Annotated in this window: 11 protein-coding genes and 1 pseudogene; 4 read left to right on the top strand and 8 right to left on the bottom strand. The window is 54.6% G+C overall.

Annotation, left to right across the window (positions count from 1 at the left end; translation table 11 throughout):
- Window positions 1-197, top strand: a 197-nt coding sequence (locus tag ASC75_RS26570; protein ID WP_210168385.1) for a hypothetical protein, incomplete at its 5' end; no start/stop codon positions are given.
- A gap of 1,030 nt (window positions 198-1,227) precedes the next feature.
- Here ASC75_RS26570 and ASC75_RS13930 read toward each other — a convergent pair.
- The 7 genes from ASC75_RS13930 to ASC75_RS13905 all read right to left on the bottom strand — a co-directional run bounded on the left by ASC75_RS13930 (window position 1,228) and on the right by ASC75_RS13905 (window position 9,149).
- Window positions 1,228-2,223, bottom strand: a complete 996-nt coding sequence (locus ASC75_RS13930) for a BMP family ABC transporter substrate-binding protein (RefSeq protein ID WP_055976314.1) — start codon at window positions 2,221-2,223, stop codon at window positions 1,228-1,230.
- 577 nt (window positions 2,224-2,800) lie between these two features.
- Window positions 2,801-3,745, bottom strand: coding sequence for an ABC transporter permease (locus ASC75_RS13925; protein ID WP_055976311.1), 945 nt, complete (start codon window positions 3,743-3,745; stop codon window positions 2,801-2,803).
- Entirely contained in the window at window positions 3,738-4,802 is a 1,065-nt protein-coding gene (locus ASC75_RS13920; RefSeq protein WP_162244929.1) for an ABC transporter permease, read from the bottom strand. The genes ASC75_RS13925 and ASC75_RS13920 overlap by 8 nt, the downstream gene beginning before the upstream one ends.
- Window positions 4,803-4,806: 4 nt before the next feature.
- Entirely contained in the window at window positions 4,807-6,336 is a 1,530-nt protein-coding gene (locus tag ASC75_RS13915) for an ABC transporter ATP-binding protein (RefSeq protein ID WP_055976304.1), read from the bottom strand.
- 315 nt (window positions 6,337-6,651) lie between these two features.
- Window positions 6,652-6,996: a hydroxyisourate hydrolase gene (uraH, locus tag ASC75_RS13910; protein ID WP_055976301.1), complete on the bottom strand. Its 345-nt coding sequence runs from the start codon at window positions 6,994-6,996 to the stop codon at window positions 6,652-6,654.
- A complete protein-coding gene (uraD, locus tag ASC75_RS25580) occupies window positions 6,996-7,895 on the bottom strand; it encodes a 2-oxo-4-hydroxy-4-carboxy-5-ureidoimidazoline decarboxylase (RefSeq protein ID WP_082496595.1) in 900 nt (299 codons plus the stop codon). The genes uraH and uraD overlap by 1 nt, the downstream gene beginning before the upstream one ends.
- Window positions 7,896-7,991: 96 nt before the next feature.
- Window positions 7,992-9,149, bottom strand: coding sequence for an FAD-dependent monooxygenase (locus tag ASC75_RS13905; protein ID WP_082496594.1), 1,158 nt, complete (start codon window positions 9,147-9,149; stop codon window positions 7,992-7,994).
- 347 nt (window positions 9,150-9,496) lie between these two features.
- Here ASC75_RS13905 and ASC75_RS25575 point away from each other — a divergent pair, with 347 nt between their 5' ends.
- The 3 genes and pseudogenes from ASC75_RS25575 to ASC75_RS25570 all read left to right on the top strand — a co-directional run.
- A complete protein-coding gene (locus tag ASC75_RS25575) occupies window positions 9,497-10,378 on the top strand; it encodes a LysR family transcriptional regulator (RefSeq protein ID WP_082496593.1) in 882 nt (293 codons plus the stop codon).
- A 334-nt stretch (window positions 10,379-10,712) separates the two neighbouring features.
- The gene (locus tag ASC75_RS13895; RefSeq protein ID WP_055976320.1) at window positions 10,713-11,804 is read left to right on the top strand and encodes a Fic family protein; all 1,092 of its coding nucleotides are present in this window, start codon (window positions 10,713-10,715) and stop codon (window positions 11,802-11,804) included.
- A gap of 34 nt (window positions 11,805-11,838) precedes the next feature.
- Window positions 11,839-12,195, top strand: a pseudogene (locus tag ASC75_RS25570) (DDE-type integrase/transposase/recombinase); the annotation flags it as partial.
- Between the two features lie 225 nt (window positions 12,196-12,420).
- On the opposite strand, the gene ASC75_RS13885 reads toward ASC75_RS25570, so the two are convergent.
- Window positions 12,421-13,080, bottom strand: a complete 660-nt coding sequence (locus ASC75_RS13885) for an XRE family transcriptional regulator (protein WP_244487842.1) — start codon at window positions 13,078-13,080, stop codon at window positions 12,421-12,423.
- Window positions 13,081-13,303: the final 223 nt, after the last annotated feature.

Here is a 13,303-nt window from a genome sequence, read left to right as displayed (position 1 = left end):
TCGGCATGTCCACGGCCTTGCGCAACACATCCGGGATGTTTGTCGGGCCGGGAATGAAAATCGGGTTCTGGCTGCTCATTCGCGAGGTCTCCTTGCTGGCTAAGGCTACCGTCAGCTGCGCCCTTTATGCAATTTTTTTGAAAATATTTTTTATTCTCTTCTATATCGCAATTATCCTCGTTAAAACAGAAGCTTAGGATTTTTCATCGCTTAACCTGACTTCCGCCCCCAACTCAATCCAAGCGAATGATCGGGGTGGGGTCGACGTGTTGGTAGCTCGATGCGCCCGTCATCGAGGAAGCAGGCGAGCCCCTCCCAGCGTGACAGCGTATAGCAGATTGCCTCGGCAAGTTTGGTCTTCTGGCTAAGGCCCAGTTTCTGGCGCAACTACGCTTGAGTTCGGTTGAGGTCGGCCGGCCCCCTTTCTGACACACGGCACGACGTGCGACTGACGGCGGGCCGCGGATGTCGACCTCAACGTGATAGGTAATGCGCCGGAGCACTTGCGCCGGCGCTGGGCCGGTGCGGCGAAGCGCCGGCGCAAGTGCTCCGCAGAAGGCGAGCATTGCGGCGCCCTTGCCGCCGGGTACCCGATAGCCGCTCCATCGACTTACAGGACTCCGGCAAAACCTGCGAATTGAGCGATCGGTCGCTCCATGGTTCGGTCGGCGGGTCGCTCCCGTCTCCCCGGACGTACTGGGCGCATTAGTGCGGATTCCGCAGGCGGCGCCATCACCGCCTGCGCGAGACCGGGATTCCCGCTTCACCGCAGCTGCCTGTTTGCGCGCTTCGCGCAGCCAGGCAGGCACTGCTGGGGTGAGAATATTCGACCGGTGACGCCCGGCCACCCACACCATTGATCACCTCGAGTCGCCGAGGCTGCCGTTCCGATCAGGCGTAAGGTCAAAACAAAACACAAGCCTCCGGTTCCACACTCCCGAAGTTGGATCGGAAACACAGCTTACGACCACGCCGTCTTGGCGGACAATGGTGTGTTCGACAACAATGTATCTGGACCGGTCGCCCGCCACGAGAATTGTCGGTCGCGGCGATTGGTGCCGCGTCCGGATCGCTACTTCCGTCGCAGACGACCAACCGCCACCGGTGCTGAGATAAATCGGGTCGGACGCCCACCAACGCTTCGAGGCTAAGAGCGTCGACTTCGCCTCGGTGACACAAGACGCACCGCGTGACCCAGAATTGATACTGGTCTCCCGCGAGAGCTTATCAATTCGAAACGGGTAGCGAACCGTCGTTCACAACCTTCAACTCGCCGCCTAGAATCTGAGCCTTCGCCTTGGCAACTGCATTTTTTGCCTCTTCCGAGACATAGCTGCTGGGCTCAGTGATATCACTTCCACCTGCCGACATATCATACTGAATTTTGCGCAGAGGTGCATCAAAGGGCGTGCCGTTCTCGCGGTGATCGACGATTAGGTCGATGAAATAGTTCAGGTGCGGTTCCCACTTGGCCAACGTGCTGATTGCCACGAAGCCCGGCGCTTGGTCCGACATATCAAGATAGCTACCAACGCATTGGATCTTGCGCTCCTTACAGATCTGGTAGGTTTCGCCGAGTTGATAAATGACATCGGCACTTGCGGCGATCTGTGCGCTGGCAGCTTCGGCAGCTTTGAGCGGATCATACCAACTCTCAATGAACGTGACCTTCAGTGATGCATTCTCATTGACCGATCTTGCCCCGGCCCGGAAAGCATTGACCTGATCGTTTACGTTGTCTGCCGGGAATAGTCCGATGGCTCCAAGAACGTTCGACTTGGTTGCAGCCCCCGCGTAGACACCAGCCAAATACGAGGCTTCATGAAGCAATATGTCGGCTTGGAAACCGTTTCCACCAACTGGTCGATTACCGCCTCCAGTCGAGACATACAGAATGTCCGGAAACTCATCTTTCAATTCCTCGACTTGGTCGGAAGACGTAGTGTGCGTCCAGATCATGTCGTACTTGCCGGATTCCGAATAGGCCTCCAAAACTTCCATAATTTTATTGCCGAACACATTCTCGGTGTAGTCCAACTTAATTTCCAGACCGTGAGGAGATCGAGCCTTAATTCTTTCGAGCGAGTCCAGCCATGCTTTGGTCCAGGCATTCTCAACACCGTCAGGGAAAACGGCCGCGATTTTCAGTTCATCGGCTAACGAGGGGGATACCAACGTCATGGCCAAAAGAGCCGAGCCGGCAATACGCACGATTGTGTTCATAATGCTCTCCAATGAAAGAACTCAGGGATGAAAGCGCTCGTTTTGCGCGGCCTTTTCCTGAGCTGGGCTGTGTTTCGACCGGCCTTTCGGCTGATCGGCTAAATCTCTCCCGTCGTAGGGCAAGTTTTCCCGTCCTCCGCTCCTGAACCAGCCCCCATCCGTGACTTGCTGTCGTTCTCATCAGCTTTCGAGCTCGCTAAACCAGCATCAGGATCGCGAGATGATACGCCTTCCCTCTCCATGGTTGTGGCGTTCGAACGGGGCTGGTCTAGCAGGACCTGGAAGGCGACCGTCAAAAGCTTGCCAGCGATCACGATGCGCGCCCTTTTGCCAAGTTGACCCGAGGAAGCCGCGCCAACAAGAATTTCGTAGCAGAAGTTCGTCCGGCCAGTCGTAGAGCGCCATCCAACTGCCAGTCACTTCCATGAACTCTGGCCCTTTCAGTGGGTGCCGTTTCCATGAACCATGCCACCCTCCTTCTTGGTCTTTCTGTCAGGCATTAGCATAAAGATTGCATTCTAAGCGTTCTGAACCTGCGTTCCTTGCCTGGCGAAATCGCGTATTACTGCGCCGGCTTCTACCGAGTGCCTCGAAAATATGGAATGCCTAGCCGGGCTGGTTGCTCAGACTTACCGCGCCTGCTTTTCAGGATCATCAGGATCACGGCCACGCCGTAGGGCAGAGCTAGGAATAGCTGATATGGTAGATTTACCCCGACGCCTTGGATGTGCAGTTGTAGCGCATCGAGGAACGCGAATACCAATGCGGCTACCAATATTCCCGATGGTCGCCAATTGCCGGCGATCACAATCACCAGTGCCAGCCAGCCACGACCCGCAGTAATGTCCGGCACGAAGCGCACGACTGATCCGATTGTTACGAAAGCGCCGCCCAGCCCGATAAGCACACCCCCGATCATAACGGCAGCATACTGACGTAAAGTAACACTCATACCTTTTGTGTCGATCACCTTCGGATTTTCGCCGAGGGCGCGGATCTCTAGACCCCACTTAGTTCGATAGAGGAAGAACCAGACGATGGGCACCAGCAAGAACGCCAAGTAAGTCAAGCCCTTTTGCATGAAAAAGACCTGACCAATATAGGGCAGTTCTGAAAGAAACGGGACCGAAATGAAGGGCATCACTTCTGTCATAGGCATCGATAGCGTCTCGAAATAGACCTTGAAAAAATACAGCGACATACCCGCCGCTAGCATATTTAGAGCTAGGCCGGTCACGACCTGTTCGACCTTCAGCGTGGCTGCCATGAAAACCATTAGAAATGACATCATCGCCCCAGCCAGCATCGCACAAAGCAAACCTGCCATGGTGCTGCCCATCGCGAAGGAACCGGCAAATCCGGCGAATGCTGCCATCAGCATCGTTCCTTCAACGCCCAAGTTCAGAATCCCTGCCCTTTCAGTGATCAGTTCGCCAAGGGCGGCAAGTAGCAACGGCGTGGCGATCCTGATCGTGGCCGCAAAAATACTGATCAGCATTGTTTCTTGAAATAATTCACTCATTGTGAGATCCAAATTTGAATTCATAACGGGCTAGAACGGCGGCTGTAAGGAAGAACAATAGAATGATGGCCTGGATAGCATCGGTTAATGTGCTGGGCACACCGGTCGCAACCTGTAGCCTAATGCCGCCATTGACGAAGCCACCAAAAATAACGGCGATGAACATCACAGCAATTGGGTTAAGTGAAGCGAGAATAGCTATCACGATCCCCGTAAAGCCGAATCCTACCGAGATGTCCGGTTTTATCCGACCGTGAACACCAAACACCTCTGTCACGCCAGCCAGCCCGGCGATCGCGCCGCTGATTAGCATCACCATCACCACCGTCCGCTCTACATTGATACCTTTGAAGCGCGAGGCCTTTTCGTTCATCCCGACCGCTCGGATCTCGTATCCTAAACTGGTACGGGTGATTATGATGTGGACAACAACAGCAGCCGCCAATGCGACCAGGAAGCCGAAGTGCAGTTTCGTGCCAGCCAGAAGATTTGGCAGAAAGGTGACGTCAACAACCTTAGGGGACTGTTGAGAAAAGGACTGCGGATCGCGCCAGGGCCCAGTCAAGAAAAAGGATAGCAGGTAAATGATGACATAGTTCAACATCACGGTCGTCAATACCTCGTTGACGTTGAAGCGCGCGCGAATGTATCCGGCCAGGCCCCCGTAAAGCGCTCCGCCGGCCGCCCCCGCGACAAACATCAGCGTCACCGCTATTAAGCTGGGGAAATGGCCTATCCAAAGTGACGCTCCATAAGCCACAATCGCGCCCGCAAACAATTGCCCCTCAGCGCCGATGTTCCAAATACGCGCCCGGAATGCGACCGCCGCCGCAACTCCTGTCAGTATCAGAGGGGTTGCCTTTACGAGAGTTTTCCAGACTGCTCGCCAGTCACCAAAGGCGCCATCCCACAACGCACCGAAGGACGTTGCCAGATCGGCTTTCGCCGAAATGAGCAAAAGGGCACTTACGAAAACGGATACTAATAGTGCCAAGAGGATAGAAGTCACCTGCCACAGAAGGCTCGGTGTCAATCGTTTTTCTATAGTGATACGCACTGCTCTACACCCCAGGCGAGTTTACCGGCAATTCATCAATATGGCCGGCCATAAGCAGGCCTATTCTCTCCATATCAACCATTTCGTGCGAAAATTCGCCTACGATTCTTCCCTTAAAGATCACTACGATCCGGTCAGACAGCGCCAGAAGTTCTTCTAGTTCTTCAGAAGCGATGAGAACCGCGTATCGTTGTTCGCGCTTTTCAAGAAGACGCTTGTGCATATAGTCGATTACGCCGATATCGAGGCCCCGCGACGGTTGGTTCGCTAAGATTACTTTTGTCGACTGGGCGAATTCCCTTGCGACGATCACCTTCTGTGCGTTGCCGCCAGAAAGCGTCCGACAAATTGTCTGGACTGATGGTGCCTTTATCGAGAACTCGTTGATCGCGTTCTTGGCGAACTTCCGAATGTAATCGGCCTGCAGAAAGCCTCGCCTGGCGAACGGTTTATCCCGTTGCGCTCCAAGTATCAGATTGGACTGGAGATCAAAATCGGGCACAAGCCCTTCTGCGAATCTATCATCGGGAACATGTCCCATACCGGCCTGCTGTACCTCGCGGGGCGTATGGTTCGTGATATCTTCGCCGTCTAGTGCAATTTTGCCTGATATTGCCCTGCGCACGCCGATCAAGGTTTCGAACAATTCTTTCTGGCCGTTTCCGGCCACACCCGCAATACCTACAATTTCGCCGCTGTGCACGGTCAGATCGATTCCCTTGAGAGTTTCCGTGCCGAAATCATTACGAGCACACAGACCCGAGACCACAAGCATTGGCAAACCAACACCACCGCGCTTCCGCGATACATTGCGATCAACGTCACGGCCGATCATCAAGTTCGTCAGTTCTGATTTAGAGGTTTCCTTTGTAACAACGGTTCCGACTTTTTTTCCTTTTCGCAGTACCGTGACACGGTCGGATTGCATGACCTCGTCCAGCTTGTGGCTGATGAGCACAATTGCCATGCCATCGTCGGTCATTTCACGGAAAACTTTGAAAAGCCTACGTGACTCCTGCGGCGTCAGGACCGCGGTCGGTTCGTCCATGATCAATATCCTGGCGCCTAGAAAAAGCGCCTTCAAGATCTCGACCCACTGCTGCTGACCTACCGTGAGTTGCCAGACCTTACTATTTAGATCGATGTCAACGTTATATCTGACGCAAATAGATCGGATCCGTACGGCTGCAGATTGCACATTCAGTATAGTGCCGGCGGCATCCGTGCCGATCATTATGTTTTCCAGCACCGTCATGTTGCGAACTAACACGAAATGCTGATGGACCATTCCGATGCCATTGCGGATAGCATCTGCCGGAGACTGAAGGTCGAGAATCTTGCCCCCAACCGAAATCGTTCCCATCTCCGGTGTGTAAAAACCATAGATGCATTCAGCAATCGTGGACTTCCCGGCACCATTCTCGCCTAATAGGCAGTGAACCTCGCCGGGCATCACTTCAAAGCTGACCTCATCGTTGGCGACGACCTGATGAAATCGCTTTGTGACTTTTTCAACCTTGAGCAGCGGCTCCATCGTCCCTCCCAGACGTGTAGATATCGCCACGCATGAACCCGTGCGGATCGTCGGGCACTGCGCCTATATCCTTCCAACTCTGCGCTTGGCTAGCGCCCGAAATCGACACCAACTATCGAAATCTCCGCAAAGGCCTATTAGGTAACAATAATGAACAATGTCCATCCGGTAAAGTACCTTATTGCAGAATCAGTTGCTTAACTGCAATTATACTTGTTGTAGACTTGTCATTATAATTACCTTGTCTGCTTACCACTGTGAACAGAATTGTGAACTCCATTCCTTTAAAGCTGCCTTTTCACAATCTAAGGAACTTTACGTTCCCATGTAACTTTGATAGCCCCACGGCGATACAAGCAGCGGGACGTGGTAGTGCACTTTCAGGCTTTCAATCTTAAACCGGACAGGTACACGATCGAAAAAAGTCGCATTTGCCCCGTTGCGGCTGAAGTAGTCTCGCACGTGAAATACAAGCTCGAAGCATCCGAGGGACATTTCCACTGCGGACATGACAGGCTCATCTGTACGCCCCTCCGCATTGGTAAAGAGCGTTTGCATGGCGCGCCTTTCCCCACCATCTACCCGAGCAAGATCAATGCGCATGCCACCGCCGGGTACGCCGTTCATTAGATCGAGAACGTGAAGTGTTAGGCCGGCCATCAACGAACATCCTCTGTGGTTGGGCCTGAAGCCATGGCAGGGATCCCGCCACGATAAACAGAATACGCGTAGCGGCCGATGATTACTGGGATGTGATAATGGCGATCAGGATCGTCAATTTCGAAGAGCACCGGAATTTCGGAGAGAAACGTACTAGGATTGCCTCGCCTTGCCAGATAGGCGCCTGCTTGCAATACCATTTGGTACTGGCCGACCTGGATTTGGGAAGAATCAAGAAGTTCGGCTCGACCAACTGAATCGGTGGTCACGCTAGCAACGGTCTTGAGACCTCCGTCTGCAAACCGTTGCAACTCTACTTTCAAACCAACTGCACCACCTGGATTGCCACTGTCGAGAATATGTGTGGAAAGTGCTCGTCGAGCTTTTGAGCTTTCCCGAACTCGTTCACGCAAGCGCCGCTCCGTGATTTGCCCTACTTGATCGAGGCAATTTGCAAGTTCCACGGTAGGGTCGTTGTTCAATCGCCGCTTATGCTCGGCAAACACGGTTTCCCGGGTCGTATGCAATCGCAGGCAAATCATGCAGGGAAATCCAAATTTCTCCCAATATTTGCGATTGAGTTCTGTTAGGTCTGCGAGCTCAGGTGCGGAAAGACGGTCCAGCTCGAGACGTCCTTGCTCCGAGCTAGAGTCAGGCGTCATCTCGCCAGCGAGTGCCTCTTTGCCAGCAAGTTCGGGGTGGCCACGCAGCAGCCCAATCTGTTCATTGCGATCCCGCCCTAAGACAACACTCATCATCGAGTGATGCATGTCAGCAACGGTAGCGAATGGCCTCATAACATATGCGGCTTGGGCTACCCAGGCCGCATGCTCGAAGATCCCACCAAATGTTTGGACGAATTCATCCTCACTCATTCGGTTCACTTGGTCGATATCCATCTAGCCACTCCACACAATATTCAAATGAATTTAAGGGCGGTTATCTGAAATATTGCCGCTCTCGACCGCATGTTAGGCGCTTCATCCCCCATCCGGTCAGGCGAGGGCGAGCGGCCCGGTCTGATGGATTTCAACGAGTTGGTCTAAGAAGTCTTGGTTGTTGTTCGTGACCAGCCGCTCCTGCCAAGCTTGAGCCGATGAACCGTCAAGGCCTAGGGTCGCCGCCGTACGGGCCCTGGAGGCTAACACCACCTTGCGTGTCCGAGACAACCGCTCGGCATCATAGCGGGCCAGCGCGAGGTCTTGGTCAGGGCATTCAGCCAGACAGCGGGCGAGAACGAGCGAATCTTCCATCGCCAACGCGCCACCTTGTCCCAGCGTCGGCGTTGTGGCGTGCGCAGCATCGCCAAGCAGGACTATTCGGTTGCGCACGAACGACCCTAGCGTATCCAGGTCGTGCACAGGTAGTTTCCTTATGGAATTGTCGTCGATTGCCCCCGCCAGAATTCTTACTACAGGCCAGCCAACGAAATGACGTTGTAGCTCTGCCAGTGGGCTTTCACCAATATCCTCGCTGTCAGAGACGGCGTCACAAAAGAAGTAGGTCCTACCGTCTCCCACAGGCAGGAGACCAACGCGCTTGGAATCCTGAACATGGATGGTGAAAGTATCATTCGGTGTAGTGTTCAGTTCAGACTGCACCAGGCCAACCCAACTTGTGAAGTGATAAGGCATCCTGGGCGAGCCACCAGTGACATACTGTCGAACTACGGAGCGGATACCGTCCGCGCCCACCAGCACATCGGATTCGATGGTGTTGCCGTCGTCAAGAGTGACACGCACACTGCTATCGTCCTGCTGGACATCAACGCAGATTCTTCCGAGCCGCACCGTGTTCGGTTCAAGCCGCGATAGCAAGGCTGCGTGCAAATCCGATCGAGCGAGTGGAAAGGGACGTTGACCAACGCGCTTGGTAAGATCATCGACCGAAAGTTCGCGTAGGATCCTCCCGTTCTGGTCACGATAGCAGATTTGACGTAAAATAGGGCTTGTAGCCTCAAGTTTTTCAGCAATTCCTAAAGCGTGCAACGCACGCGCTCCATTCGGCCACATGCAAATGCCGGCCCCGACGACGCGGAACTCCGGCGTCCGCTCGATGACGGTGACATCCGCTCCAATATCACGCAATGCGACCGCGGCACTAAGTCCGCCGATACCCGCGCCGATAATGGTAATCCGCATAGAATTGCTCATGACTTGAATTCCTTATATGCCATTGACCAACGCGATTAACTAGGCGAGATCACCTATGATCTTCGCGAAGACGTTTGACATACTAGATTTAATACCCCACATAATGATATTTATTAGGGAATTACAGTTATCTTAATCCATCACTCAATGACGGCGGCCTCGATAATTCTGTGATCGAGATGAGAACCGAAGGCTGATCAAATTGAATGAAAGTTCAGAAAGCGACGTACAACGGTTCGCCAATGAGCCGCGAGAACAACGTCATCGACATTGATACGATCAATACTATTGTCGAGTGCGTTAGAAAATTGTCTTTTTTCTCGTATCAAATGTGAAAGAATTAACGGATGGACTGGGAGCATCTCCAGCATTTCGCAGCGCTAGCAAATAGCGGCAGCCTATCTGGGGCGGCTCGGCTGCTCGGAGTGGAGCATGCCACCGTCGCTCGTCGTGTGGCCGCGCTTGAGAAAAGCCTGGGACTCAAACTTGTCGATCGGCGCGGTCGGCGCATTACACTCACTTCAGAAGGTCATCGTATCTTTAACATTGTTGCCAGAATGGAAGTGGGGGCGCTGGAGATTCAGCGCGTGGCCGGCGGTGTGCAATCGGAGCCAAAAGGACAAGTGACGATAAGCGTTCCTCCGGCTTTCGCCGCCGCAGTTCTAATGCCTCATCTAGTTGCACTTCAACAACGGCATTCTGGCTTGAAACTCAACATTATTGGGGAGATACGCAACGCTTCTCTGGAAAGACGAGAAGCGGATATCGCGCTTCGTCTGAGCCGTCCGGAGCAGGGAGATCTTACCATCGTGAGGCTCGGACAGATCGAGTTCGAACCCTATGCCAGCGCCACGTATCTTCAGGAAACAGCCGAATCCGATTGGTGCTTCATTGGTTATGGTCATCTGATCGATCAGGCAGTTCAACAACATGCACTTGAAAGTCTGGCGGCGGGACGCCGTTTCACACTCCTCGCCAGTACTATAGAATTGCAGCTTGCCGCAGTTCGAGCGGGGGCCGGAATCGCCATGTTGCCGAGTTTTCTGACGGGAAATGAAGGCGGGATAATTAGGATATACCCAGATATAAACCCTGTACTCCGTGACGTCTGGCTAGTTGTTCACACCGATCTGAAGGATGCAGCGCCAATACGCGCAGTTATCGACGCACTTCGGTCTGCCTTTCCATCGTCTCGGCCGCTCATTGACGGGACCGAGTCGGAAATCTGAGCGACCGAAAGCCTTCACCCATCCCGCGAGCCAAGTGTAGGTGCCGGTCTGTCGGCATCAAGGGCGATACTTTCGGACAGTCAGCGGCGATTTTCGGTTTCCATGACCGGCGCGAGGCCTTGAGGGGTTGTGTTGCATTTCGCCGCTGACGAAGCGAATGGGCCTCGCATTTCGTACGGCGGCACTCCCCTCAACCAGTTACGAAAAGCCGGCAAAGATCATTGACCACTTTTGGACGCGTCGATATATCCTAATTTTGTCGACATGTTATTCGGACGTGTCGATGCCAACGACATAAACGAGCGACGTGTAGATTGAAGCGGAGTTGATCGACATGGCGTTTCGGCCAGATGTTCCCTACAATGATCTCCCGCTCCTACCCCCACTTGCAGATATTGAGACTAAGGCTGTTCTAAAAGCCTGCATTGACGCACGCGCAGCCCTAGCTGAGCTCAAGATATCAGGACGGCTCATTCCAAACCAGGCCGTCCTGATTAACTCCATTCCCCTTCTGGAAGCCCAGGCCAGTTCGGAAATCGAGAACATTGTCACGACGACTGACAAACTGTTCCGCTTCGCAAACGAAACTGGCGCGCAGGCCGATCCGGCGACCAAAGAAGCGCTGCGCTATCGCACCGCGCTGAGCGAAGGCTTTGATATGCTGCGGCGCTGCCCCGTGTCGACGTCGACGGCGATCGCCGTCTGCAGCACGATCAAGGGTGTCGATTTGGATATTCGGGCGACGCCGGGAACGGCTCTGATGAACGACGCCACCGGCGCCGTCATTTATACTCCGCCGGAGGGGCAAATTCTGCTGCAGGACAAACTAGCCAACTGGGAGCGCTTCATCCACGAAGCCGAAGACATCGATCCGCTCATCCGACTGGCCATTATGCACTACCAATTCGAGGCTATTCATCCATTTGTCGACGGCAACGGTCGAACCGGTCGCATCCTCAACCTCCTCTATCTCGTCGACAAGGGATTATTGGACATCCCGGTACTCTATCTGAGCCGGTACATCATTGCCAACAAGCGTGCCTATTATGAAGGACTTCTCGCCGTCACGACCGATGGAGCCTGGGAGCGATGGATCTTGTATATGCTCGAAGCGATGCGCGAGACGGCTATCTGGTCCACCGCGCGCATTGGCGCGATCCGCAATCTGCTTGATCAGACCGCCGAACGCATCCGCAACGAATTGCCCAAGATCTATTCGCGCGAACTCGCCGAGGTGATCTTTGTGAACCCCTATTGTCGGATCAGCGATTTGGTCACGGCCGGCATTGCAAAGCGACAAGCGGCGTCGACCTATCTCCAAGCCTTATCCGAGCATGGGCTGCTTGAGCAGATGAAGGTCGGCCGGGAAAGTCTATATATCAATCCGGCGCTGCTGACCCTGCTTAGGGACCGATCGGCTGTTTGACCTAGTGAACGCAACTCCCAAAGACCAGAGATGTGTGCGCCGGTACCAGGCCTGCAATTTTTTGCCTGCGCAATCTGGAAGAGATAATGGCTGGGCCTGGCATTCGCGTCGACCATTCCACGATCCACCGCTGGATGTTCGCTTCCCCCCTGTTGTAGGAGCGGTTCAATTGCCGCAAGCGTTCCGTGACAGGCAAGTGGCATGCCGAGGCACCTATGTGAAAGTTCGCGATCGATGGATGTATCAGTACCGCGCCATCGACAGATTGGACGATACCGTCGAGTTCCACTTCAGCGAACTTCGTGACCTTGTGGCGGCCAGGCGCTTCATCGTTCGCGACGGAAGCGAACAGGATCATAGGCGCATCAAGCGCCAGATCCGCTCCATGCTATGGATCCAACACCATCGCTCGCCGAGCAGTTTGAGATCCTCGCTGCATGAGCATAGCCGCGGAGGATTTCACTGGCTTTGATCAGAATTTGCGACAGATCCCAGACATCTGCCGCATGACGGGAAAGGTCGCGGATATGACCGTCAATATTTTGCCAGTACCCGTTCGTGGCTGGTTTGGATCGACCGGTGCCGCGTTCCGAGCTTCAGTCCGTCAGGAATAAAATCAGTCCTCACTATCCCCAAGGTGATAGGAGATGATGGAGAGGAACCTTATCGGCAGCTTTGTCAGCTGCTCGGGGCCGTGCGGCGTGTCGGCCTCGAAGAAAAGGCTATCGCCAGGGCCCATGTGATAAAGCGTGGAGCCATGGCGATAGGTGATCTCGCCCTCAAGCAGGTAGAGGAATTCTATGCCCGCGTGCTGGAACAGCGGGAAGGTGTCGGTGTGGCTGGTCAGGGTGATGAGATAAGGTTCGACCGACACCGGGCTGGAGCCGGAGCCGATATAGCCGAGGAGATTGTACTGATGGCCAGCCCGCGTACCGCGCCGTTCCACCTCGACCCCCGTCCCCGCCCTGACGAAGAGCGCGCCCCGCTCTTCCTCGAAGCTTTTGAACAGGGCGGTCATCGGCACGCCGAGCTCCCGCGACAAAGCCTGCAGTGTCGAAAGCGAAGCGGAGATGACGCCGTTTTCGATCTTCGACATCATGCCGACCGAGATGTTTGCGGCAGAGGCAAGCTCGGTTGCCGTCATACCGTTACGTTTGCGACGGGCCCGCACTTCCCGGCCGATCGCGGCCTGCAGTTCGTTCCCCCCGGGCACACGAACGACATGTGGCTCCTGTTGCAAAGGAACCGAGGCGGCCTTCCTGCCAGCGCCAGGCATACTGTTTGGCGGGAAGCCCACTGGTCGGGCCTGATATAGTGGAACTGTCACCGTCATCTCGGTACCTCCGTTGCTTATTGTGCGCCGCTAGTTCAAGCTGCGGCAAAAGGCCTCTTAGCCAAGGCCGGTCACCACGCCGACACCCACGATCGCCGCCAGCGCACCGATTGAGCGAACCAGGAGTGCCCCTCGTGCGCCCGCCTTGCCGTCGAGCAGCAGGCCG

Source organism: Aminobacter sp. DSM 101952 (genome assembly GCF_001424795.1).
Classification (GTDB): domain Bacteria; phylum Pseudomonadota; class Alphaproteobacteria; order Rhizobiales; family Rhizobiaceae; genus Aminobacter; species Aminobacter aganoensis.
The sequence above is the reverse complement of the archived record's forward strand: the minus strand, read 5'-3'. Positions and strand labels throughout refer to the sequence as shown.

Bases quoted from the DNA above. Each gene is read 5' to 3' on its own strand.
- ASC75_RS13930 (WP_055976314.1), bottom strand. From the start codon at position 2,223: ATGAACACAATCGTGCGTATTGCCGGCTCGGCTCTTTTGGCCATGACG.
- ASC75_RS13925 (WP_055976311.1), bottom strand. From the start codon at position 3,745: ATGAGTGAATTATTTCAAGAAACAATGCTGATCAGTATTTTTGCGGCC.
- ASC75_RS13915 (WP_055976304.1), bottom strand. From the start codon at position 6,336: ATGGAGCCGCTGCTCAAGGTTGAAAAAGTCACAAAGCGATTTCATCAG.
- uraH (WP_055976301.1), bottom strand. From the start codon at position 6,996: ATGGCCGGCCTAACACTTCACGTTCTCGATCTAATGAACGGCGTACCC.
- uraD (WP_082496595.1), bottom strand. From the start codon at position 7,895: ATGGATATCGACCAAGTGAACCGAATGAGTGAGGATGAATTCGTCCAA.
- ASC75_RS13905 (WP_082496594.1), bottom strand. From the start codon at position 9,149: ATGAGCAATTCTATGCGGATTACCATTATCGGCGCGGGTATCGGCGGA.
- ASC75_RS25575 (WP_082496593.1), top strand. From the start codon at position 9,497: ATGGACTGGGAGCATCTCCAGCATTTCGCAGCGCTAGCAAATAGCGGC.
- ASC75_RS13895 (WP_055976320.1), top strand. From the start codon at position 10,713: ATGGCGTTTCGGCCAGATGTTCCCTACAATGATCTCCCGCTCCTACCC.
- ASC75_RS13885 (WP_244487842.1), bottom strand. From the start codon at position 13,080: ATGCCTGGCGCTGGCAGGAAGGCCGCCTCGGTTCCTTTGCAACAGGAG.